Source organism: Streptomyces sp. NH27 (assembly GCF_056859195.1).
In genome coordinates this window covers 1-22,387 of record NZ_JACEGK010000020.1, presented here as the reverse complement: position 1 = coordinate 22,387, position 22,387 = coordinate 1, and the positions used below count along the sequence as shown (strand labels likewise).

Annotated in this window: 20 protein-coding genes and 2 pseudogenes; 11 read left to right on the top strand and 11 right to left on the bottom strand. The window is 70.4% G+C overall.

Features of this window, described 5'->3' with window-relative positions:
* Positions 1 to 35 precede the first annotated feature (35 nt).
* The 6 genes from AC13HU_RS03620 to AC13HU_RS03595 all read right to left on the bottom strand — a co-directional run bounded on the left by AC13HU_RS03620 (position 36) and on the right by AC13HU_RS03595 (position 6,623).
* Positions 36 to 938, bottom strand: coding sequence for a Gfo/Idh/MocA family protein (locus tag AC13HU_RS03620; RefSeq protein WP_483040242.1), 903 nt, complete (start codon positions 936 to 938; stop codon positions 36 to 38).
* Positions 935 to 1,783: a carbohydrate ABC transporter permease gene (locus tag AC13HU_RS03615; RefSeq protein WP_483040241.1), complete on the bottom strand. Its 849-nt coding sequence runs from the start codon at positions 1,781 to 1,783 to the stop codon at positions 935 to 937. The genes AC13HU_RS03620 and AC13HU_RS03615 overlap by 4 nt, the downstream gene beginning before the upstream one ends.
* Entirely contained in the window at positions 1,780 to 2,733 is a 954-nt protein-coding gene (locus AC13HU_RS03610) for a carbohydrate ABC transporter permease (protein ID WP_483040240.1), read from the bottom strand. Before AC13HU_RS03610 ends, AC13HU_RS03615 begins: the two co-directional genes overlap by 4 nt.
* Positions 2,734 to 2,827: 94 nt before the next feature.
* Positions 2,828 to 4,081, bottom strand: coding sequence for an ABC transporter substrate-binding protein (locus AC13HU_RS03605; protein WP_483040239.1), 1,254 nt, complete (start codon positions 4,079 to 4,081; stop codon positions 2,828 to 2,830).
* An 89-nt stretch (positions 4,082 to 4,170) separates the two neighbouring features.
* Positions 4,171 to 5,577 carry a sulfatase family protein gene (locus AC13HU_RS03600; protein ID WP_483040238.1) on the bottom strand — a complete coding sequence of 469 codons (1,407 nt, stop codon included), beginning with the start codon at positions 5,575 to 5,577 and terminating at the stop codon, positions 4,171 to 4,173.
* On the bottom strand, positions 5,574 to 6,623 hold the full coding sequence (locus AC13HU_RS03595) for a hydroxyacid dehydrogenase (protein ID WP_483040237.1): 1,050 nt from the start codon (positions 6,621 to 6,623) through the stop codon (positions 5,574 to 5,576). Before AC13HU_RS03595 ends, AC13HU_RS03600 begins: the two co-directional genes overlap by 4 nt.
* Before the next feature lie 86 nt (positions 6,624 to 6,709).
* Here AC13HU_RS03595 and AC13HU_RS03590 point away from each other — a divergent pair, with 86 nt between their 5' ends.
* From AC13HU_RS03590 to AC13HU_RS03580, 3 genes are all read left to right on the top strand, one after another.
* Positions 6,710 to 7,870, top strand: coding sequence for an ROK family protein (locus AC13HU_RS03590; RefSeq protein ID WP_483040236.1), 1,161 nt, complete (start codon positions 6,710 to 6,712; stop codon positions 7,868 to 7,870).
* A 236-nt stretch (positions 7,871 to 8,106) separates the two neighbouring features.
* The gene (locus AC13HU_RS03585) at positions 8,107 to 9,633 is read left to right on the top strand and encodes an eCIS core domain-containing protein (protein ID WP_483040235.1); all 1,527 of its coding nucleotides are present in this window, start codon (positions 8,107 to 8,109) and stop codon (positions 9,631 to 9,633) included.
* A 412-nt stretch (positions 9,634 to 10,045) separates the two neighbouring features.
* Positions 10,046 to 11,170, top strand: coding sequence for a PhlD (locus AC13HU_RS03580; RefSeq protein ID WP_483040234.1), 1,125 nt, complete (start codon positions 10,046 to 10,048; stop codon positions 11,168 to 11,170).
* A 167-nt stretch (positions 11,171 to 11,337) separates the two neighbouring features.
* On the opposite strand, the gene AC13HU_RS03575 is transcribed toward AC13HU_RS03580, so the two are convergent.
* Positions 11,338 to 12,108 carry a carbohydrate-binding protein gene (locus tag AC13HU_RS03575; RefSeq protein WP_483040250.1) on the bottom strand — a complete coding sequence of 257 codons (771 nt, stop codon included), beginning with the start codon at positions 12,106 to 12,108 and terminating at the stop codon, positions 11,338 to 11,340.
* Positions 12,109 to 12,150: 42 nt separating this feature from the next.
* Between AC13HU_RS03575 and AC13HU_RS03570 the strand changes: the two genes are divergently transcribed.
* The 5 genes and pseudogenes from AC13HU_RS03570 to AC13HU_RS03550 all read left to right on the top strand — a co-directional run bounded on the left by AC13HU_RS03570 (position 12,151) and on the right by AC13HU_RS03550 (position 16,758).
* Complete coding sequence (locus AC13HU_RS03570) at positions 12,151 to 12,756, top strand: ArsR/SmtB family transcription factor (protein WP_483040233.1); 606 nt, start codon at positions 12,151 to 12,153, stop codon at positions 12,754 to 12,756.
* Positions 12,753 to 14,059 (top strand): annotated as a pseudogene (locus tag AC13HU_RS03565) (MFS transporter). The gene AC13HU_RS03570 and the pseudogene AC13HU_RS03565 overlap by 4 nt, the downstream one beginning before the upstream one ends.
* Before the next feature lie 168 nt (positions 14,060 to 14,227).
* Positions 14,228 to 15,238 (top strand): heavy metal-binding domain-containing protein, encoded by a 1,011-nt coding sequence (locus AC13HU_RS03560; protein WP_483040232.1) that lies wholly within the window; start codon positions 14,228 to 14,230, stop codon positions 15,236 to 15,238.
* 142 nt (positions 15,239 to 15,380) lie between these two features.
* A complete protein-coding gene (locus AC13HU_RS03555; RefSeq protein ID WP_483040231.1) occupies positions 15,381 to 16,229 on the top strand; it encodes a heavy metal-binding domain-containing protein in 849 nt (282 codons plus the stop codon).
* Between the two features lie 49 nt (positions 16,230 to 16,278).
* Positions 16,279 to 16,758, top strand: coding sequence for a hypothetical protein (locus AC13HU_RS03550; protein WP_483040230.1), 480 nt, complete (start codon positions 16,279 to 16,281; stop codon positions 16,756 to 16,758).
* 98 nt (positions 16,759 to 16,856) lie between these two features.
* Here the strand turns inward: AC13HU_RS03550 and AC13HU_RS03545 are convergent, their stop codons facing one another.
* Complete coding sequence (locus tag AC13HU_RS03545; protein WP_483040229.1) at positions 16,857 to 17,246, bottom strand: DUF6807 family protein; 390 nt, start codon at positions 17,244 to 17,246, stop codon at positions 16,857 to 16,859.
* Positions 17,243 to 18,316: a Gfo/Idh/MocA family protein gene (locus AC13HU_RS03540; RefSeq protein ID WP_483040228.1), complete on the bottom strand. Its 1,074-nt coding sequence runs from the start codon at positions 18,314 to 18,316 to the stop codon at positions 17,243 to 17,245. Before AC13HU_RS03540 ends, AC13HU_RS03545 begins: the two co-directional genes overlap by 4 nt.
* A gap of 259 nt (positions 18,317 to 18,575) precedes the next feature.
* Here AC13HU_RS03540 and AC13HU_RS03535 point away from each other — a divergent pair, with 259 nt between their 5' ends.
* Both AC13HU_RS03535 and AC13HU_RS03530 read left to right on the top strand, forming a co-directional pair.
* The gene (locus AC13HU_RS03535) at positions 18,576 to 19,802 is read left to right on the top strand and encodes a DOMON domain-containing protein (RefSeq protein WP_483040227.1); all 1,227 of its coding nucleotides are present in this window, start codon (positions 18,576 to 18,578) and stop codon (positions 19,800 to 19,802) included.
* Between the two features lie 73 nt (positions 19,803 to 19,875).
* Positions 19,876 to 20,844, top strand: coding sequence for an acetylxylan esterase (locus AC13HU_RS03530; protein WP_483040226.1), 969 nt, complete (start codon positions 19,876 to 19,878; stop codon positions 20,842 to 20,844).
* Positions 20,845 to 21,075: 231 nt separating this feature from the next.
* On the opposite strand, the gene AC13HU_RS03525 is transcribed toward AC13HU_RS03530, so the two are convergent.
* Positions 21,076 to 21,282, bottom strand: coding sequence for a hypothetical protein (locus AC13HU_RS03525; protein WP_483040225.1), 207 nt, complete (start codon positions 21,280 to 21,282; stop codon positions 21,076 to 21,078).
* 1 nt (position 21,283) lies between these two features.
* Positions 21,284 to 21,550, bottom strand: a pseudogene (locus AC13HU_RS03520) (ABC transporter substrate-binding protein); the annotation flags it as partial.
* A gap of 24 nt (positions 21,551 to 21,574) precedes the next feature.
* Between AC13HU_RS03520 and AC13HU_RS03515 the strand changes: the two are divergent.
* Positions 21,575 to 22,387: LysR family transcriptional regulator (locus AC13HU_RS03515; protein WP_483040224.1), on the top strand; the 813-nt coding region annotated here is incomplete at its 3' end.

The window sequence follows — 22,387 nt, the reverse complement described above, 5'->3', positions numbered from 1 at the left end:
CGCCTTTCGGTGTGATGGGCAAGGAAGTGGGGCTGTCAGCGTTCCGGGGCCACCGGGACGCCGTCGGTACGGCTGCGCAACGCGGCCTCGACGATGCCGACGACTTCCAGCACCTCGGCCTGCGGAACGGTGGGTACACCGCAGCGGCAGGCGTCGACCAGGGCGGTGAGGAGGCCGGTCAGCATGGCAGGCCCGGCCTCGATGGCGAAGTCCCGTGTCCCGCCCGGGCCGCTGACGCGCCCGGTGGTCCACGGCGACCACTCCTGCGGGCCGGCGAGGGTCGCCGTCCTACCGTCGGGCCAGGTCAGCGTGACCGTTCCGCCCGCCGGTGCGTCGACCTGCACGCATCCCGGGCCGAGCGCGGCCACCGCGAGGTCCACCATGTGTACCCCGTACCAGGCCAGAACCGGATGCCCCGGCTGCGTGGGAAGCGGTCCCGTGAGATCGATGCGATCCACGCGGGTGGAGCCGAGGGCGTCCTGGAACGCCGGCACGAACCTCTTGGGCGAGCCGGCCAACGGCAGGCACCCGTGGGTGCGTGCCGCGGCCAGCATGGCTCGCGCGTCCGGCGTGGACAGCGCGAAGCGGGTGTCGACGTACACGGGTTTGCCGAGCGGCGCCAGCCGGGTGAAGTGGTCATGGTGGGTCCGGGCATCGACCGCCACCACGAGCAGGGCGTCGCAACCCTCGGCGACGTCCTCGGGGGTCGCATGGAACCGGACGCCGAGGTCGGCGACCTCGTGGGCGAACGCGTCGATCCGGTCGCGGCTGAGCGGAAAGTCCGCCGACGCCTCGCCCTTCCATGCGCTGACGATCGTCGCACCCGGCACGGCACCATGGACCCCGTCTCCGAACAGCCGTGTGAACGCGGCCGCGTGAGGGGAGTCCACCCCGATGAGTCCCAGCCGCAGCGGTCGGCCCGTCTCCCGGCCGGTCATCCCTTGACTCCGGTGGAGGCGATACCCGCGACGATGTGCCGCTGGAGAACGATGAAGATGACCAGGCAGGGCAGGAAGCTGACAAGCGCGGCAGCCATGATGCTCGGCGTCGACACCGTCGCGGTGTTGAGCGTGGCCAGTCCCACGGTCAGGGTGCGTGCCTGGTCGGTCTGACCGACGACCAGGGGCCACAGCAGGTCGTTCCAGTGCCACAGGAAGATGAAGATGGCGAGCGTGGCCAGGACCGGCCGGATGAGGGGCAGCACGATCTGCACGAACGTACGCCACTCCCCCGCGCCGTCGAGGCGCGCGGCGTCGAAGAGTTCGTCGGGCAGGTCGCGGACGAACTGCCGGATCAGGAAGACCGCCTGGGCGTTGGCGAGGCCAGGCGCGATCAGCCCCCACATCGTGTTCACACCACCCATGCGGGCGACGAAGATGAACGTGGGGATCAAGGTGGCCTGCATCGGCACCATGAGGGTCGCGACGATCGCCCAGAACACGGCGTTGCGCCCGGGGAATCGCTTGCGCACGAGCGCGTAGGCGGCCATGGACGCGGTCAACAGGATGACCACCACCGAGACGGTGGAGTAGACGAAGGAGTTGAGCACCCACCGCGGGAAGTTGCCGACATCGAAGATGCGGGTGATGTTGTCGAACGTCAGCGAGTGGGGCAGGGCGTTCGGCAGCGTCGGGACATCCGTGGGCGAGAGGGCGAGCACGACCATCGCGAGCAACGGCCCGACGGTGAACAGCGAGATGACGGCCAGCAGGAGGCTCGGGACGAGTTGGCGGCGCCGCGGGCTTCGGCGCCGCGCGCCCAGGGTGGTGGACGGAAAGGTCACGCGGTGTCCCTGCCTTCGACGAAGTAGCGCTGGATGAGGGAGAGGATCAGGACAATGGCGAACAGCACCATGCCGATCGCGGCCGCGTAGCCGAAGTCGAGGAACTTGAAGGCTTCGTCGTACAGGAAGTAGATGAGGCTGTAGCTGGCCCGGTCGGGGCCGCCGCCGGTCATCATGTAGATGGTGTCGAAGACCTGGAAGCCGACGATCGTCTCGATCACCAGGACGAAGAAGAGCACCGGCTTGAGCAGCGGCAACGTCACGTGCCAGAACGCCTGCCAGGTGTTCGCCCCGTCGATGCGGGCCGCTTCGTGCACCTCCGCGGGTTGTGCCTTCAGACCGGCGAGGAACACGAGCATCGAGTAGCCGAAGCCCTTCCACACCGAGACCAGCGCGAGGCACCCGAGGACCAGCAGGTGGTCCCCCGACAGGAAGGCGATCGGTCCGGCGCCCAGTTCGTGCAGGCCCTTGTTGATCGGTCCGTCGGGGGTGAACATCCAGGACCAGATGATGCCCGCCATCACGAACGAACTCAGGTAGGGCAGGAAGAGCAGGGCTCGGAACGTGCCGTTGAAACGCACCAGGCTGTTCAGCAGCATCGCGCCGGCCAGGGCGACAACGATGGTCAGGGGCACGAAGATGGCCACGTAGGTGCCCGTGACGGTGAGGCTCTGCCAGAAGTGCGGGTCGTCGAACAGCCGCTGGTAGTTCTGGGTGCCGAGCCACGTCACGTCACCGTTGAGCCGGTACCGCGTCAGGCTCAACGCGGCGGCGCCTGCGATGGGGAGGAATTTGAACAGGCCGAAGATGACGAGCGTCGGCATCACGAACAGCAAGCCGACCATGGCTTCGCCGCGCCGCCGGCGGCGGATGTCACGGTTGTCGGGGCGGTTCTTCGCCGTCCCAGGACGCGGCACGGTTCGCCCGTCGGCGGCGGTTCTCAGGGTCATGTGTACAGGCATGGCAGCCAATCGGCGTGGCGGAGACGGGTCGGGAGCAGTGCGGCGTCGCCGGAGACGACGGCGGCGTTGATCGCCGGTCGGGTCAGGAACGGGAGAGCAGGTCCCGGGCTTCCTTCGCGGCCTTGTCGAGCGCTTCCTGCGGCGACAGGTTCCCGCCGAGCGCGGCTTGGATATAGGGCGCGAGCGTCGACATCACCTGGCGGGCAGCGGGTGACGGCTCGCCGGGATCGGCGTAGCGGAGCGCGGCCTTCATCATGGCGAAGTCGGGGCCGGCACCGGGCGCCTTGACGTCGGTGCGGGTCGGGAAGCTTTCGGCAACGGCGTCGAGCGATGTCTGGACCGTGGCGGAGGTCAGGTAGGACAGCACCTCGTAGGCGGCCTTGCGGTTGCTGTTCTTGTTGACCGAGGTCAGGGAGAGCAGACCGGGGTTGCCGTAGCCCGCGCGCACCGCGCCCTGGAGCGGGAGGCCGAGGGAGACGTTGTCCTTTCCGAGGGCGGCGCGCATCTGCTGGACTTCGGGCAGCGAGCTGTTCGTGCGCATGGCCACCTTTCCCGCCGCGATGGGGGCGCCGTCGATCGCGGGTCCCGCGGTGGCGGCGTTGGCGGGCAGTCCGCCCTGCTTCTTCAGGTCGACCAGGAACTGCAGCGCCGAGACGCCGGCGGCGGAGTCGAACGCGATGTCCTTGCCGTCATGGCTGAAGACGGTGCCGCCCGCCTGCCACAGCAAGGGATAGAAGGACAGGTTGAGTGTCTGCTCCGTACTTCCCGCGTAGTCCATGATCGCTATGCCCTTGCCGGCGAGCACGGGTGCGTCCTTCAACACGTCGGCCCACGTCTTCGGCAGCGCCAGACCGGCCGCTGTGAAGATCTTCGTGTTGTAGGCGGTGGCGTTGGCGTTCTGGAACAGCGGTACCCCGTAGAGCTTGCCGTCGAAGCTCGCGGCCTTGAGGGTCCCGGCGAGGAACTCCTTGCGCTCGCCTGCCACGGCGTCGTCCACGGGCAGCAGTCCCCCCACCTCGTGGTAGGTCGCGGCCTGGTCGGGCGTGATCAGCACGATGTCGGGGCCGGTGCCGGCCGCGAGCGCCGCGGAGATCTGAGCGTCCCTCTTGTCGAAGGTCTGCAGTTCGATCTTGAGGTTGATATCGGGATGGGCCTTCTCGAAGTCGGCCTCGGTCTTGTCCCAGTACTTCTTGCTCGCCGCCTGGTCCTTGATGACGGGATACATCCAGACGGTCACGCTCGCCTTGCCGTCTCCGCCGCCGGAGGCGGAGCAGGCGGTGAACGCCATCGTGGCCGCGGCGGCCAGGGCCGCGTAGCGGAGCGGTCGACGGTTCATGTCGGTTCTCTCTCTCGTGGTCTTTCGGCGGCCCTGCGGGTACCCGGCGCCCTCCGAGACACCGGGGTCGGAGCGTCCGGGGTGCCCGGTCAGCGGCCGATCCGGGCCGGATCTGCGGCCGGGTCTGCGGCCGGGTCGGGGAGGTTCCCCGCCGCCGCGGTGAGGGTCGCGACCACGTCCCGGTGGCGGGCCAGCAGCGGGTCGCCGGTCAGTAGCGGGTCGTCGCAACGGCGCATCCAGCCGAGCAGTGCGGCGGCCAGCCGGCCCAGGGTGTCCACGAGCCGCGGGTCGTCGGCACGGTTGTCCGTCTCGTACGGGTCGTGCACGAGGTCGTACAGTTCCAGCGGCGGACTCGATGCGATGGTGGTGCCGTTGAGATCGGCGGGCAGGCTTCGGTGCACCCAGGACTGCGTGGGGTCCATCGCACGTGGTGCGTTGGCGAAGTTGACGACGAGCTTGTGCGTCTCCGAGCGCACCGAACGCTTCGGGTCGTAGTAGATGTGGTGGCTGAGCTGACCGAAGGTGTGGTCGCGTGCGGCCCGATCATGTTCCACCAGCGGTACGAGGCTGCTGCCTTCGACGCCGAAGGGCTGCGGTAGGCCGGCCAGTTCGAAGAGTGTCGGCAGCAGGTCGACATGGCTGACCATCGGTGCGACGCGCCGTCCCACCCACTTGTCCCGGCGCGGCACCCGCACCATGAGGGCCACTTCCAGACCGGGGTCGTACAGGGTGCACTTGGCCCGCGGCAGTGCGAGGCCATGGTCGGTGGTGAAGACGACGACCGTCTCGTCCCTCAGCCCGAGGTCGTCGAGATGGGCCAGGATTCGGCCGACCCCTTCGTCCATGTGCCTTACAGCGCCCTGGAGTTCGGCGATCTCCCGGCGAGCGCCGACGTCGTCGCGCAGGTACGGCGGGACGGTGTGGCCGCGCGAGCTGTCGGGCCGCACGGCGTCGCCGAGGAACCCCATCACGCCGGGCGGGTCGTTCTTCGACGGCGTGCGGTGCGGCTCGTGGAAGCCGACCTGGACGTAGAACGGTGAGCCCGAGGCCGATGCCCGGTTCAGCGCCTCGGTGGCCCGCCGCACGACCACGTCACGGTCGCCACCGCTGCGGACCCGGTCGAAACCGAGGCGCGCGGCCACGACGTCGTCCGGCAGCACCCTGGATTCGTGGTGGACCCCGACGAGTTCCGTTCGGTACCCGACCGCGCTCAGGCGGTGTGCGAGGTGGGTGTCCGGTGCGCGCAGGTCCCAGCCGAAGGGGTCGTGGGTCAGGCCCAGCACTCCGTTGGTCTGCGGGTAGGTGCCGGTGAAGAGGGACGCGCGGGCGGGGCTGCAGTGGGGCGCTGTGGCGAACGCCGCCTCGAAGACGGCCGACTCCGCGGCCAGTTGGTCGAGAAAGGGGGTCACCACCGTGGGGACCGCATAGGCGCCGAGGAATCGGCCCAGGTCGTGGCAGTGGATGATCAGGATGTTGGGTGTCACCGGTCCGGTCATCCCATCCGCTCCAGATCCGTGCGGGTGAGCGCGTGGTGCAGCGGCTGTCCGGCGAGGTGCCGGCGGATCTCCTCGACGACGATCCACCCGGCCCGGCGCCGTGAATCGGCGCTGGCTCCCCCCACGTGCGGGGTGAGCAGAACATTGGGCAGGGCGCGCCATCGGTCGTCCTGCGGAAGCGGCTCGATGTCGAACACGTCGAGCGCCGCGTCGATCCGGCCCGAGGCGACGGCCGCGAACAACGCGTCCATGTCGACGATCGAGGGCCGGGCCGTGTTGACGAGCAGGCCGCCGTCCCGGATCGCGGCAATCTGCGCGGCGCCGATCATGCCACGCGTCTGTTCGGTGTCCGGTGCGTGCACCGCGACGACGTCGCACCAGGCCAGCAGTTCGGTCAGGCTGCCGCCACCCAGCGGCGCCAGCGGATCGGGCGCGGCGAGGTACGGGTCGTGGATCCGGACCTCGGCGCCGAGAGCTTGACAGGCCCGGACGTACGCCCGCCCGGTACGTGAGGCACCGATCACAGCGATGCGCGCACCGGAGATCTCACGGGCGCGCTCGATCCCACGGGCGGCCTGCCAGCTCGACCCGGTGCGCAGTGCGTGGTCGAGGCGATGGGTGCGCCGCAGCAACGAGAGCGTGAAAGCGAGCGAGAGTTCGGCGACGGAAGGCGCCATCGCGGCGCCGGCCTGGGAGATCGGCACACCGGTCTGCCAGAAGTCCTCACTCACCAGGGCCCGTACGGAGGAGGCCGCGTGCATCACGAGGCGCAGTTGTGGGGCAAGGGCCAGCCGGGCGGCGTCCAGCCGCGGAAAGCCCCACGCCGTGACGAAGATCTGCGCGTCGGCTGTGACCTGGCGAAATGCCTCCGGCTCCCGTAGCGCGCTCGGCTCGGCCTCGACGACGTCGCCGAGTTGCTCCAGGGCTTCGCGGGTCTCGGCGGGGAAGAGCGCGTCCGCTTCGGCGGCCGGGACGCTCAGCAGGATGCGGGGGGAGGTGTGCGGGGGGCCGAGGGCTCCCCTGCCGGCTCCGAACTGACGGTTCATGTCGGCGAAGCTAGCCAGGGGCACTCACTTCTGTCAATGACCGAATAAATTAAGGTACGGTTTCCTTGCCATTGAGGAGGCCGCCCATGTCACCTGGTCCGAAGGACCCGCCCGCGATGAAGACCCGCGCCGGAAGCAAGGCCCTGATCCGCGAGATCAACGAGGCACTCGTCCTCGATGTCGTCCGCACGCACCGGCCGGTGTCCAGGGCGAGGATCGCCACCGAGACCGGTCTGAGCCCGGCGACCGTCACGGGGATCACGGCCAAGTTCGTGCAGGCCGGGGTGCTCACCGAGACGGATGTCGCGCGCAGCACCGGTGGCCGGCCGGCCCGCCTGCTGGACCTGGGCCGCGATGCCGTGCTCGCCGCAGGGGTCCGCCTGTCGAGCTCCGAGGCGTTCGTGCAGCTGGTGAACCTTCGCGGTGAAGTGGTCGCCTCGCATCAGGAGCCGCTCGGCTCCGCCTCGCCGCATGAGGTGGGCGAGGGCGTCGCCCGGGCAGTGCGCGCCGCAACGGCCGGCACGACATCGGCGACGCTCATCGGAGTGGGTGTGGCCATCTCGGGCGTGATCGACCACACGGGCGGGGAGGTGCGGCACAGTGGCTCGCTCGGTTGGGAGCACGTGCCGTTCCAGGAGCAGTTGGCCGCGTTGTTGCACACCCCTGTCGTCATCGACAGCTACGCCAACTGCGTCGCGTCGGAACTCCTGCTCTTCGACGGCCGACTGGCAGGACGCGATCTGCTGGTGTTCAGCGTCGGGGCGAGCTTAGGAGCCACCGTGGTGATGCAGGGCCGTATCCACCGAGGTCTCAGCGGCGCGGCCGGCGGCTTCGCCCACTCACAGGTCGGCGCGGGCGCCCAACGCCCCTGTCACTGCGGGGCGTTGGACTGCCTCGAGACATGGTCGAGCCACTGGGGAATCGAGCGTGAACGCGAACGGCTCGGCCTCGGCGGCTCGGCTGACGACGACGTGGTCGGCCAGGCCGCCGACCGGCTCGGCGTCTCCATGGCGAACGCCGCCAAGTTGCTCGGACCCGAACGCGTGGTGGTCGCGTTCACACCGGAGATGAACATGTCGGCGTTCACGACCCGCGTGGAGGAGGAGTTCCGTCGCCAGTACCGGCATGAGAACACCCCTTCCCCGGATCTGGAACTGACCGCGACCGACCCCTCCACCCATGCTCGCGGCGCCGCGTACACGGTTCTCGCGCGAATGTTCACCACCGACACCACCGAGTACGTGTGACCGAGTACGTGTGACGGTCCGCAGGTCCACCTCGCCGGCCGGCCGGTTCCGCCGGCGGGGGCACGTACGTACCCCTGCCCGGCGGGGGCACCTACCCGTACCCGCGAGAACGTCCCGCGTGCCCTTCCGCTTCTTGTCGCGCGCCGTCGACGCCGTCTAGACAGAGAACCAGTTGGACGGGCAGCCGGCTGGCCGGACAGCCGGCTCGCGACGTGAAGTACCGAAGGAGTGAGTACGTGCAGGAGCGGAAGCAGGACGTGAGCGCTACGCAGCGGCCGGGAGGCGCGCTGCGCAGGCCCACCGCACTGCCGCGTCCCGATGGCCTCGGGATGCCGGCCGCCTTCGCCGGGCAACTGCCGGGCGGATACTCACCGGCGTCCGTCATGGCGTTGCAGCGTTCGGTCGGCAACGCCACGGTCGCCCGCATGCTGGAGGCGCCGCAGCACGTTCACGGGTCGTCCTGCGGTCATCGCGAGGCCCCACCGGAGGAGGGCCCGGTGCAGCGCCGAACGGCGGCGCACGACGTGCTGAGCCGTCCCGGCCGGCCGCTGCCCGCACCGGAACTGCACGACATGCAGGCGCGGTTCGGCGGCGCCGACTTCAGCGATGTACGCATTCACAACGACGCCGCCGCGAAGCAGTCCGCGCAGCAACTCGGGGCGCGCGCCTACACCTCCGGCAGCCATATCGTCATCGGCGAGGGCGGCGGCGACCGTCACACGCTCGCCCATGAGCTCACGCACGTCCTCCAGCAGCGGCAGGGCCCCGTCTCGGGTACGGACAACGGCAGCGGGCTGAAGGTCTCCGACCCGTCCGACCGGTACGAGGTCGCCGCGGAGGAGAACGCCCGGCGAGTCATGTCCGGGGGCGCGCCTGCCACCCCTGCCGCCCCTGCGACCGAACGGACAGCAGCCCAGCGGGCGGTGGCCGACGCGGGGTCCGCGCACACCGTGCAACGCCGCAAACCGTCGGCCGACGCACCCACGGAGCACTACGCGGCCACGGCGCAGGATCACCCCGAATGGCCCGTGTTCCAGAAGATGATGAAGGCGGGCGGGTTCCAGGCAGACGTGATCGAGAGCGCCTGGCAGCTTCTGCTGGGCGGGATCGCCGAGCAGGAGGGCCTGAACCGGCAATCCGCGGACGAGTCGATCGACTCCGCGGAGCGGCGCAGGATCCGGGGCTCGAACACGTGGTACCGGGAGCTCGTCAACCTCGTGGGCGAGCACCTGCGGATCACCACACCCACGTTGGCGCTCTGGTCGGGCGGTTTCGACGTGAGCGTCTACGCACACGGCAAGGGCCACACCTCGCTGGAGTTCACCCGGCTCGGGAAGGTCGTGGACCAGCTGGAGCTGCACGCCAACTGGAAGCTCCAGGCACCTTTGTGGAACGTCCTCTCCACCGCGTTCGTCGAGCGCGCGACCGGCCCCGTCCACGTGTTCCTGCGGGCCTACAATCCCGACAGCGTCCTGATCGCGCAGGAGATCCCCCAACTGCGCATGATCCAGCGGCTCAATCCCGCCGTGACCCTCATGTGGCACCCGCTCTACACCACGCCCGACGGCAAGATCAAGGAGATCTCCGAGCGGTTGCAGCTCACCGACAACGCGGAATACAAGAGCCGCGACAAGTGCGTGGGCGTGATGTACCACTACCTGATGCGCTTCCACGACGAGACCAACAGCAAGGCGTCGATGGCCTACGGGGAGATGAACGAACTCCTCGCGAAGAACGTCAACCCGAAGGCGGAAGCCGTCTAGCCGATCAATTCCAAGGAGCCGGCGCCCGCTGGTAGGGCGGTTCCGTTCCTGGCGGATCGGCCTGCGGGAGTGTGGCCATTGATCCTGGGCGCGGATCACGGTCGTACGGTGCGGGGGCCGACGTCACGGGGCAGGCTGAGACGGTCCGGCAGGCGTCGAACGGCGCCTGCCACCCGTATGAGTTCGAGCTCTCCATCGACAACTGACGGGGCGTGGGCCGGGTCCCGGGACGGAGCGCCGTCGAGGACCCAACCCCGGATTCCGTGACACCGTCGGACCCACAAAGCCGATGACCGGCACACTGTGGTCGCGCGCATGCAAGAGTGCGCAGAGTCATGGCATGCGGGGGGCCGAGATGATCTCTCGCTGCCGTAAAAGGGTAGAACGAGCATTGAGTTCATCGGGAGGTTCGATGCGGCTGGCGATGACGTGCCCGACCGTGGTTCGCGGGCAGATCGAGGTGCGGACGGAGGAGATCGAGGCGGACCTGCGCGCACGGCATCCGGATCAGCCCAAGCTCCCGGTGTGGCTGCGGATGCTGCGCAGCACCGGCATTGCATCCCGCACCTGGGCGTTGTCCCTGGAGGAGACGGCCGCCCTGTCCGGCGCCGGTCCCCGCGCGCGCAGCGCGTTCAGGGCCTCGGCGGATCTGGCCGAGCAGGCGGCCCGATCGGCACTGGCGGCCGGCGGCCTGGCCGCCGAGGATGTGGACTGCGTGGTCACCACGCACACCACGTCCTGGACCGTGCCCGGGCTCGACCTGGAGTTGATGCGTCGCCTCGGCCTGCGGCCGGATGTGAGCAGGCTGCCGTTGGCGACGCTGGCCTGCGCCGGCGGCGCGCACGCGCTGCTCCAGGCCGCGCGTTCTGTACAGGCCCGGCCTCGAAGCCGGGTTCTGGTGGTGGCCGCGGAAACGCTGAGCACCCTCTATCACCCGCAGGAAGCCACCCTGTCCTCGGTCCTCTACGGCGGTCTGTTCGCGGACTCCGGGGCGGCCACGGTGGTCGGGGCGGAGGAGACCCTCGCCCCCGCACTGCGGGAGGCGGGCGGGCTCGTCGGCGAGTGGGACGGCTGGGAGTTCGTGCTGCCCGACAGTCAGGACCACTACAAGGGCCGGCTGGACGCCGACGGGCTCTTCTTCGACTCGGGCCGGGCGGCTCCGAAAGCGGCGGCAGAGGTCCTGCCGTACCTCACCGGATGGCTCGGCGCGCGGCCGGTGGACTGGGCGGTCGTACATCCAGGGGGCCCCGGGATCATCACCGACACGATCTCCGCGCTCGGACTGCCAGCAGCGGCCGGCCGGCACTCCGCGGCGTCCCTGTCCGGCGGGAATCTGGGCGGGGCAGCCGTCCTGGACGTGCTCCGCCAGACCCTGACCGCGGGAACACCCGGCGGCGCGGTCACGATGGTGGCCTTCGGCCCCGGATTCACCGCGACCGCCCTCTACAGTCCGGAGGTCACGGTGTATCCGATTCCCCGTCCTCACCCGGCGGTACCGGAGCAGCACCTGGACGCAGCGCGGGCAGTCGGGGTCTGACGGACCCGGCCGGCCCCCGCACGCCATCCGCGGATCGGGGGGACGGCGTCAGGCGCCGCCGGCAGCCAGCAACCGGCAACCGGCAGGGCCGCCCCTCGCCGACGGGGACGGGCGGCCCTGCTGTGCGTCCTCAGCGCGGCCGTGGTCGCTGGTGCGGGGGCGCGCCGTCAGGGGGTGATGGTGATGACGGCCCGGTCGCCCGCTCCTGCGGTGGCGGTGACCGTGAAGATCCCTGTCGCCGCGTTGTAGTTGACGGCGCCGACCCTTCCGGCGGTGGCAGTGGCGGTGGGCTTGCGGGGCGCGTGGCCGTGCAGGGTGACCGGCGCCTCGCCCGCGGCGAAGGCGACCGTGGTGTGGACGCTTCCGTCGTCGTCGAGGTTCTTGATGCGTTTGTCGCCGTGCGCGACGAACTTCCCCGAGTCGCCGAGGAACGCGATCCCGGAACGGCCGACCGGGGCGAGGACCCAGTACGTTCCGCTGGTGACGGTGGCGTGGACGCTGCCGCCGGCGGCGATGAGGGCGCCGGTGCCGGCGTAGTAGTCGTAGGCGTACGCCGGTCCGTTCATGCCGAGTTCGGCCAGGGTGAAGGACGCGGCCTGGACCGGGCCGGGGGGAATGGTGCCGGGGGTGACACCGAGCCAGTCGATGTTGCCGCCGCTCGCGCCGGTGGCGGTCGCGCGCACGGTGTTGGTGCCCGCGGCCAGGGTGACACTCAGCCCGACGACGCTCCACGTCGTCCACCACCCGGTCGAGGGGAACGAAAGTGCCTGTGTCGTACCGCCGTTGACCGCGATCGCCAGTGGACGGTCGGTGAACGAGGCGTTGGCGTAACGGAATTGGAGGGTGTAGGTGCCCGCCGAGGGCGCCTGTACGGTCCATTGGACGTAGTCGCCGCTGTCGTGCTGGTAGTCGGCGTAGCCGCTGAGGAATCTTTGCAGATATTCCTATGCAGACGACTCTCTGCAAGATGCGGTACCGCCATGCCCGACGAAACCGAACGCACGTCAGAGCCCACCAAGTCCACCCGGCGGATCGATGCCCGCAGCCTGCGGGGGCTGGCCCACCCGCTGCGGATGAACATCTTCGAACTGCTCAGCCTGGACGGTCCCGCCACCGCCACCGGTCTCGCCGAACGCCTCGGGGAGAACACCGGCACGATCAGCTGGCACCTGCGCCACCTCGCCGAGCACGGCTTCATCGAGGAGGAGATCGGCCGGGGCACCAAACGAGAGCGCTGGTGGCGAAGGGTCGATGTCGCCACCACGCTGAGCATCAACGACTTCCACGACGATCCCGACACCCGGGGTGCGTTGTCGGTCTACCTCCACGAACTGGTGCAGCGCTACTTCAGCCGGGTGGTCAACTACGTCAGCGAGGACTGGGACGACGAGTGGCGCGACGCCGGCACGCTGTCGGACCTCAGCGACCTGCGGATGACACCGGGTCAACTGAAGGCGCTCAACGCGGAGTTGATGGCCGTCATCGCCCGCCATACCCCCGACCCGAACGCGGCGCCCGCCCCGGACGCGCTCCCCGTCGTGGTTCAGCTCCAGTCCTTCCCGCGGAAGAAGCGCGGCACCGCATGAGCGGGGCCGTACGCGGTAGCCTCCTTCGCCGCCACCGCGACTTCCGCCTGCTGTGGTGCAGCGAGTCCGCCGGCAAGTTCGGCGCGTCCCTCACCGGGGTGGCGACGCCACTGGTCGCCGTCTCCACGCTGCACGCCAGCACGTTCGAGGTCGGGATGCTCACCGCGGCCGCCTGGCTGCCCTGGCTCCTCATCGGTCTCCCCGTCGGCGTCTGGGTGGACCGGCTGCGGCGCAGGCCGATCATGCTGATCGCCGCCGCCGTCTCCATCCCCCCTTCGCCGGCGTCCCGATCGCCGCACGGTTCGGCTGGTTGAGTGTCGGACTGCTGCTGGCCGTCGCCCTGCTGACGGGCACGGCCGCGGTCTTCTTCCAGACCGCCTACACCGCGTATCTCCCCAGCATCCTGGAACCCGTCGACCAGCCCGAGGGGAACGCCAAACTGCAGGGCAGCGCATCGGCCGCCCAGATCGCCGGGCTCGGCTCCGGTGGCCTGATCGCACAGGCAGCGGGTGCCGTGAACGGCATGTTCGTCAATGCCGCGACCTTCCTCATCTCGTTCCTGTGCCTGTCGGGCATCCGACACCGCGAGTCACGGGTGACCGGACCCGAACGTCGCCCCAGTGCGCTGGTCAGCGAGGTCGGCGAGGGTCTGCGACTGGTCGCGGGCGACCCCTGGCTCCGCACGTTGACGGTCTTCGGGGCCACCAGCAACCTGGCCCTGATGGGATATCAGTCGATCCAGGTGGTCTTCCTGGTCCGCAGCGTCGGCCTGACCGCGGGGATCGTCGGCGGGCTCATCGCGGTCGCCGGCGCCGGCGGCGTCGTCGGGGCCTTCGTCGCACGCAGGGTCGCGAGCCGGATCGGCACGGCCCGCGCGCTGCTGCTGTTCGAACTCGGCCTGCCCACGCTGGCACTGCTCATCCCGCTGACCGTCGGCGGAGCCGGAGTCCTGCTGTACCTGGCAGGCGGTTGCTCTGTGTCCGCGGGCGTCGTGGCCGGCAACGTCATCAAGGCGAGCTTCCAGCAGCGATACTGCCCGCCGGATCTCCTCGGCCGCCTCACCGCGAGCGCCGCGTTCCTCAGCTACGGGACGATCCCGCTCGGAGCGCTGCTCGGCGGCATGCTCGGAAGCGTGTTCGCGCTGCGCACCGCCATGGTCGTCACGACGGCGGGGGTGCCGCTCGCCGCGCTGATCCTGGTCTTCTCGCCGATTCGGCGATGCCGCGACTTTCCGACGTCACGGCGACCGACCGCCGCTCCCGAAGCCGTGCCGGCCCCGGAGGGCGAGTTGTTCCGGGCGTGAGGTCCACGCCCGCGGTACGCACCGCCGGCTGCGGTGGAGCGAATCCCTGACCGTGGCGCAGCGAGTCCTCGGGCGTGGTGGGGCGAGTCCTCGGGCGGGGGCGGTGGGAGAGGCTCTAAGGTTCAGGGCAAAGCATCGCTGTTTCACCTAGCCGGAGACGGGGGACCCATGTCGGTGCCATGGAGCGGTCAGGGCCTTCCGCCTGCCGCGGCGGAGCGGCTGGCCTCGGCCGGGGGCAGCGGGACCTGGACGTCCGCGCTGTCCACCGGGGAGTTCGCGGCGATCCGCTCGGTCGGCTTCGAGCCGGTCGGTCAGGTGATGGGATCGGCGGTCTTCCACATCGGGCGCAGCGGCAGGTACTGGGGCTATCACGACTGCCAGTTCGCCGGCGCCCGCTACGGCCAGATCTTCGGCTCGACGAGCGGCGCCGAGGTCGCCCTGTCGGGGAGCGGCGCCCCGTCGCAGGCGCTGGTCGGCGTGTTCGAGCAGGCCCGGCGCGCCGCGCTCGGCCGGATGTCCGCGGAGTGCGGGGCGCTCGGGGGCGACGGCGTGGTGGCCGCCGCGCTGACCATGGCCCCGTTCATCGGCCAGGCCAACTGCCTGGAGTTCAAGGTGATCGGCACCGCGGTGCGGGCGCAGGGCACCGAACACGTCGCGCAACCGTTCACCTCGCATCTGGACGGGCAGGGTTTCGCGAAGCTGCTCGGCGCCGGCTGGGTGCCGGTCGAGTTGCTGGTGGGCATGTCGATCGGGGTCCGGCACGACGACTACCGGACCGCCTCGCAGTCGTACTCCTGGAGCAACATGGAGGTCACCGGCTGGAGCGACCTGGTCCACGCGGTCCGCTCCGACGCCCGGCAGCAACTCAGGGCGCAGAGCGCCAGGCGGGGCGGCGACGGGGTCATCATGGCGGACAGCGAACTGCGCGTGTGGGCGGAGAGTTGTCTGCGGACCGGCCGATCCGATCAGGAGGACCACGTCGCGGAGGCGACGATGATCGGCACCACCGTCGCACGGTTCGAGGCCCGGCAGTCGCCGCCGCGGACGCTGTCGGTGATGCCGCTGGGCGACCGCGGGGTCAAGCTGCGCCGGCGGCTGGCAACGGTGGCGTCCAGTCCCTACGCGGATCGCGCGGAGTATCGGCGGCTGGTCCAGGAGATCAGCGAGCTCGACGACTAGCACCAGCACGGCTGGAACGGCTGGAACACCCGGAACGGCCGGCGCGACCACAACAGCCAGAACGACGACAACGACCACAACGACCAGCCGGCCACGGAGCCGCGACCTTCCCTGATGGCTTTCGAATCGCACGATCGCACGGTTGACGAGAGGCACGTACATGACGAACGAACAGCCGAGCTCCGAAGGCGTTCCCGCGGACGCGATGCGTCGGTTGTCCGAACTGGCGCCCGGCCGCGCCGGGTCGATCTTCACCAGCGACCTGTCGGTGAACGAGTTCCTGCTCGTACGGGAGGCGGGCTTCAAGCCGATCGGCCTGGTGCTCGGCAGCTCGATCTACCACGTCGGTATCCAACTCGGCCGCTGGGGCAAGAACCAGGAGCTGGACACCCTGAGCCAAGCGATGTACCACGCCCGGGAGTTGGCCATGACCCGGATGGAGGCGGAGGCAGCGGCGCTGGGCGCGGACGGCATCGTCGGGGTCCGGCTGACGGTGGAGGCACGGGAGTTCGGCAAGGACGTCGCGGAGTTCATCGCGATCGGCACCGCCGTCAAGGGTGACAACGCGCCTCCCGGCGGGGGCACCTGGCGCAACAACAAGGGGCAGCCGTTCACCTCGGACCTGTCCGGGCAGGACTTCTGGACGCTGATCCGGGCCGGCTACGCTCCGCTCGGCATGGTGATGGGCACTTGCGTCTACCACATCGCGCACCAGAAGATGGGCTCGGTGATGTCGAACATGGGCCGGAACGTGGAGATCGAGCAGTTCACGCAAGCGCTCTACGACGCCCGGGAGTTGGCCATGGCCCGGATGCAGGCGGAAGCGGAGGCCCTCCAGGCGGAAGGGGTGGTCGGGGTGCAGCTCAACGCGCACAACCACCGATGGGGCGGCCACACCACGGAGTTCTTCTCGATCGGCACGGCGGTGCGGCCGCTGCGGCCCGACCACGAGATCGAACGGCCCACCATGGTGCTCAGCCTCGACGGGTGACAGGCTCGGTATCCGCTGGACAGGACGACTTCACGAGCATGGGGAAACGATGAGCGAGCAGGACCCGTTCCCGGGTCGGGCGGGGAACGACGGCAGGCAGCACGACGGCGGGGAGCCGGCTCCCGGCGCGTCGATCGACATGGTGGCCGCCGCGCTGCGCCGCGACTCAGCGGACCTGGAGCTCTACGCCAAGGTGTTGACCGAGTCGCTGGCGGACGCCCTGCCGGTCGGCTCGGTGACGTCCGAGCGCAAGCGCAGCATGAGCGACCGGCTCGCGGGGCGCGAGGGCCGCGTGGAGAGGCTCGAAGTCTCCCTGGACGACCGGCGGCTGGTCCTGACCCTGGTGCACGGGCGGCCGCAGGGCGAGGTGGCCACGGTGGTGCGCGGTGTGGTGCTGTCACGGACGCCGGTGGCCCTGGACGTGTGGGCGGCCGAACTGGCCACGGCACTGGCGCAGCGGGCGCAGGCCGATGCCCGCGCCCGCGCCGCCCTCGAAAAGCTGGTCCTGGGCGACGAGCAGCGGCCGTAGCTGCTTCAGCGCTCCGCACACGGCCGGCCGTCGGTCCCGCCGACCGATCTCGCCGAGGCCGAACAAGCCCGATTCGCCCTGGACGACGACCAGCGCCATCACCTGGTCCCCCGTCCTGGACGGGCAGGATCTCCACGTCGGTGATCTTCACGCCGAACCCGGAGCGAGTCGAAGGCGACGTGCCGTACGGTGCCGTTGCGTTCCGGGGCCGCCAGGTATCCCCGGTCGCGGACGTAGGTGTGGCCGCCCCAGAAGTTCACCCCGCCGATCTGGGCGATCGCCAGCCGGACTCCCTGGTGCCAACGGTGGTCGCGGGGCCGGAAGCCTGTGACGGTGCTGCCCGCGGCGGTCCGCAGCGGATGGAGGTACGGCCCCGGCGAGCTCCAGCCGTCGGGCGGCTCGCCGTAGACATAGGTCAGCACCACGACGCCGTCGCGGTCGATCTCGATCCGGTGGCCGGCCGTGTGGCGCAGCGCGAATCCGGTCATGCCTCCCCCCACCAGGACCGGTGGAACGGGTCTTCGGGCGTGATGGTGCCCCGCTCCACGCGTCGGCCGGTCAGCGCGGACTTGTACAGCGCGGTCACGAACTCCGTCGTGCGCCGCGCGTCGAGGGCGGTGTGCTCCGGCGGCTCGCCGCGGCGCATCCGCGCCACGAGCCCGGCCAGTTGAGGTGTCTGGTGCGCGGGCACGTCGGCGTCGATCGTCGCCCAGCCGGCAGCGGTCGGCGGCAGATCCGGCGCCGGGGTGAAGGTCCAGTGGTCGTTGGTGTACTCGTACAGGTGGCGTAGCTCGACGCTGGCCCGCCGGCAGTCCAGCCGGAGGTAGGACTCCTGGCTCGCCGACACCACGCTGTTCACGATCGACGCCTGCGCACCCGACGCGAAGCCCACGTGCGCCAGCGACACGTCCTCGGTCTCGATGTCCCGGTCGACGGTCGCGATCCGCGCGTTCACCTCCTGCCAGTCCGGCATCAGCCACAGCAGCAGGTCCATCGCATGGATGCCCTGGGTGACCGTGGCGCCGCCGAGTTCGGTGGAGCGTCTGCCCCGCCAGGGGACCGAGTAGTACTCCGCGCCCCGGTACCAGGTGGTCTGGCACAGGGCCAGGAGCGGTGCCCCCAGATCACCGCTCCGGAGCAGGTCGTGCACGCGTGTCGCGCCCGATCCCGCGCGCCACTGGAACACCGGCGCGCAGTACCCGCCGGTCTCGCGCTCGGCCGCGATGATCCGGTCGTGGTCGGCGAGCGACCCGGCCAACGGCTTCTCGCAGTACACCCAGGCGCCCGCCCGGAGCGCGGCGAGCGTCTGCTCGGCATGCGCGAACGAGGGCGTGCAGATCAGCACGAGGTCGGGGGACTCGGCGGCCAGCAACTCCCCGACATCCTCGTAGCTGACCGGGATGTCGTGGTCGGCGGCGAACTTCGCCGCTCGGGCGGGGTCGGTGTCCGCGACGGCGACCAACTCCAACTCACCGTCCAGCGCTCGCACCGCAGGGACGTGCGCGTCCCCGGCGATGCCGCCGGCTCCCGGAATCGCCGTCCGGTATGGCTGCCGCATGCACCCCTCCTGGGCTGTCGTCTCCCCCGTGGTCCCGACTTGTCTACCGCACGCCGGGCAGAATTTAAAGCGTTAAGTTGGCGCCAATCGGAGCTCCCGCCCGAGTTTCCCGGGCCAAACTGCCCCTTCTCTTGACACCTTAACGCGTCATCTCTAGCGTCTCGGCCAGCCTTCCCCCAGGGACGAGGGGAGGCACTTCGAGGAGGTCCTCACGCACCTCGGTCCAGGCCGCATCAGACGAAGTATCCGTACCCTCCGCGTGAAGGCGGCCGGCACCACCCTCGCGCTCGCCGCGAGCACGCTCGCCGTCGTGGCCGTCAGCGCCCCGGCGGCGCACGCCGCGGCGACCCTGACCCTGACGAATCCGGTTCTGGTCTTCGACCAGGGCGCGAGCACCATCACCGTCTCCTCGGACCAGGCATCGGTCGCGTACACGGTGGGGGACGAGAGCGGGGTCCAGGTGGCCTCCGGCACCGCCCGCGCCACCATCGACGTCCCGACCAACGGCCAACTCGGGAAGCGGACCGTGGTCGTGAAGGCCGGCGTCCACGGCGCCACGAGCATGCGGCTCGCCGCCGAGACGAACGTGGTGGCCGCCACCACGGTCACCACCGTTCCCTACGTGTCGTCGGCCAATCCCGAGCACAACCAGCTCAAGGTCACGATCACCAACAACCGAAAAGACACCCCGCTGCCGATCTCCTCGGTCTACTGGCAACTCACCACAGGCACCACCGTCCAGGGCAGCGGCACCTCGACGGGCATCGCCGACATCCCGCCCGGGCAGAGCACGACGGTCACCGCCGACCTGCCCACCCTGTCCACGTGGGACAAGCACTGGTTCTCCGACCGCGTCACCGAGAGCAACGGCGCCCAGACCACCAACGCGGGCTGGACCGGCTGGAATCCGATCGAACCGGCGGGCACCGGCCACGCCGATCCGATCAACCTCGGCACCCAGGTCACCCGGACCTACACCAACGGCTCCTACGCAGGCGCGGCCGACCTGTCCGGCACCCTCCGCCCGTCCTACACCGCCACCGGGCTGGAACTCACCGCGGACGTCACCGACAACGTCTTCGACCAGCCGAACACCGACCCCAGCCTGATGTGGAACTCCGACAGCATCCAGTTCGCCGTCACCCCGGAACTCCCCGGGCTCAGCGCCCAGCAGGTCGAAATCGGAGCCGCGCTGTTGCCAGCCGGCCCCGCCGTCTACAGCTGGACCCCGCCACCGGGCCAGTCCGCAGGTCCGACCCCCGGCGCCACCGCGAACATCACCCGCACCGGCACCGTGACGCACTACCAGATCGACGTCCCCTGGGCCGCACTCGGCATGCCCGGCCGACCGACCGAGCCATTCGGCCTGTCAGCCCTGGTCAACGACAACGACGGCAACGGCCGCAACTTCGCCGCGTGGGGAGACGGCATCGCCACCACCAAGAACTCGATCCTGCTGCGCCCGGTCCAACTGGTCAACGACTAGTTTGCATCAGGCCCGTCCAAGCGTCCCGCGGTGCGAAACGCCGCGGGACGCGCTTCGTTGAAGGAGAGCATCAGTGATCGACTACGACCTTCCGCTCGCGACACTCCGCGAGTACCGTGCGGCCGCGCCGGCGCCGGAGGACTTCGACGCCTTCTGGGACGCCACGCTCGCCGGCGCCCGTGAATTCCCGCTGGACGCCCGGTTCGAGGAGGTCGACACCGGCCTGATCGGCACCCGGGTCTTCGACGTGACCTTCGCCGGCTGGGGCGGCCACCCGGTCAAGGCGTGGCTGACGGTTCCGGCGCACGCCGAGGGCCCGTTGCCCGTGGTCATGCAGTACCACGGCTACAACGGCGGCCGGGGTCTGCCGCACTGCTGGTCGATGTGGCCGATGGCGGGCTACGCGCACTTCACCATGGACACCCGCGGCCAAGGCAGCGGCGGCAACGTCGGCGACACCGCCGACCCGGTGGGTTCGGGCCCGGCGCTCGCCGGGTTCATGACCCGCGGCATCCTCTCCCCCGAGACCTACTTCTACCGCCGGGTCTTCACCGACGCCGTGCGAGCGGTCGAGGCCGCCCGCGCCCACCCCATGGTGGACCCGGGCCGCGTCGCGGCGCTCGGGGTGAGCCAGGGCGGCGGCATCACCCTCGCGGTGGGCGCCCTGGCCGACGGGATCTCCGCGATATCGCCCGACGTCCCGTTCCTGTGCCACTTCGACCGGGCGGCCTTCGTCGGCGGCGTGAACCCGTACAAGGAGATCGCCGACTACCTCAAGATGCACCGGGACCACGTCGACACGGTGTTCCGGACCCTGTCCTACTTCGACGGCGTCCACATGGCCGCCCGCGGTACGGCGCCGGCGCTGTTCTCGGTGGCGCTGCAGGACGAGGTCTGCCCGCCGTCGACGGTCTTCGCCGCTTACAACGAGTACGGGGGCGAGAAGTCGATCGAGGTCTATCCGTTCAACGGGCACGAAGGGGGTCAGATGTTCCAGGAGGCCCGCGCACTGGAGTGGCTGCCGAAGCACGTGGCGCGATGAGCGTCCTGGCACCGGGGCGCACCTGACGTACCAGCACCGCAACGGCTTCCACGACGACGGCGAGCGGGTCGCCCTCACCTGCGACGGAACCCGGGTCGCTCCGGGCGGGTCCGCGGTCCTCCACCACCGCCTCGGCGACGAGACCGGTGTCGCGGTGGTGATGCCGTAGGCGGCTGGGGCGGGAGCGGAACCGTCCGCCTTCCCGCCCCAGCAGCGGCCCGCACCGGCGGTTCAACTCGCCGTCGCGCCGCCCACGACGCGCAGGTGTGCGGCCGTCGGGGGTTCGGCACAGCCCGGGGCCGAGCGCGGTACCGCGCGCCGTCCGTCCTCGGGCAGGTCGTGGAAGTCGCGCAGCAAGGTGAGCTCGGGCCGGACGGCGACGCCGGCCTCGTACAGCGCATTCACGTGCCCGCTGAGCCGGTCCCACACGCTGGTCACGTCAGCCGGTGTGGAGGACCCGAAAGCGATCGGGTGTCGCCGGATCGCGGTCGACGACCTGGACCGGCGGCCAAGCCCACTGCCACACGCCGATGCCCGGCGGGCGGGAGAACCGGATCTGCCCGCGGGTGCCTTCGAGCGCGACCCGCGGCCAGGATTCGGCGATGCGCGCCCGGTCCACGCCGCCGGAACGCAGCACACCGGCGAGGACGGTGACCGTGTCGTAGCCCTCGAAGGCGACGAAGGCGGGTGCTTCGGCCAGCCGTTTAGGTGGTGAGCCTAGGCTGTCGCCATGGACCTCGACACCGTCCGGACCTTCGTGGCCGCCGCCGACGCGGGGCAGTTCCAGGAGGCCGCCGCCGAGCTGGCGGTCACGCAGCAGGCCGTCTCCAAGCGGATCGCCGCGCTGGAGCGCAACCTCGGCGTGCGGCTGTTCACCCGTACCGCGCGCGGCGCCGAACTCACCATCGACGGGCAGGCGTTCCTGCCCCACGCACGCGAACTGCTGCGCGTCGCCGAGCGCGCCGTCGCGTCCGTGGGCACCGGCCGCCGGCAGTTGCGCGTCGACGTGATCGCGTCGCGCGGCGCGGCGTCGGGCCTGATGCGCGACTTCCACCGCGTGCACCCCGAAATCGAACTCGACGTGTTGATGCTGTTCGACATCGAGACGGCGATCGCCTCCATCCGGTCCGGCGCGATCGACGCGTCCTTCCGTGCCGTCACCGTGCCCGGCCGGCCCCTTCCCGAGGACATCGAGTCGGTCCGGGTGTTCGACGAGCCGCTCCAACTCCTCACCGGCCCCGCCCACGCGCTGGCGAACGCCCGATCGGTGAGCGTCGCCCAGCTCGCCGGGCACCGGATCTGGATGCCCGGCATCGTCCCCAGCACCGAATGGGCCGCCTACTACGACGCCCTCCGCACCGAGTACGACCTCACCATCGAGGCCACCGGCCCCAACGTCGGCACCGACGCGCTCCTCGACACCCTCGCCGACACCCCGGCCCGGGCCACCTTCATGGGCGCCCGGACCCGCCACGTCTGGCCCGCCGGCTACGGCCTGCGCCTCATCCCGCTGACCGACCCGACCCCCGTCTACCCCCACTCC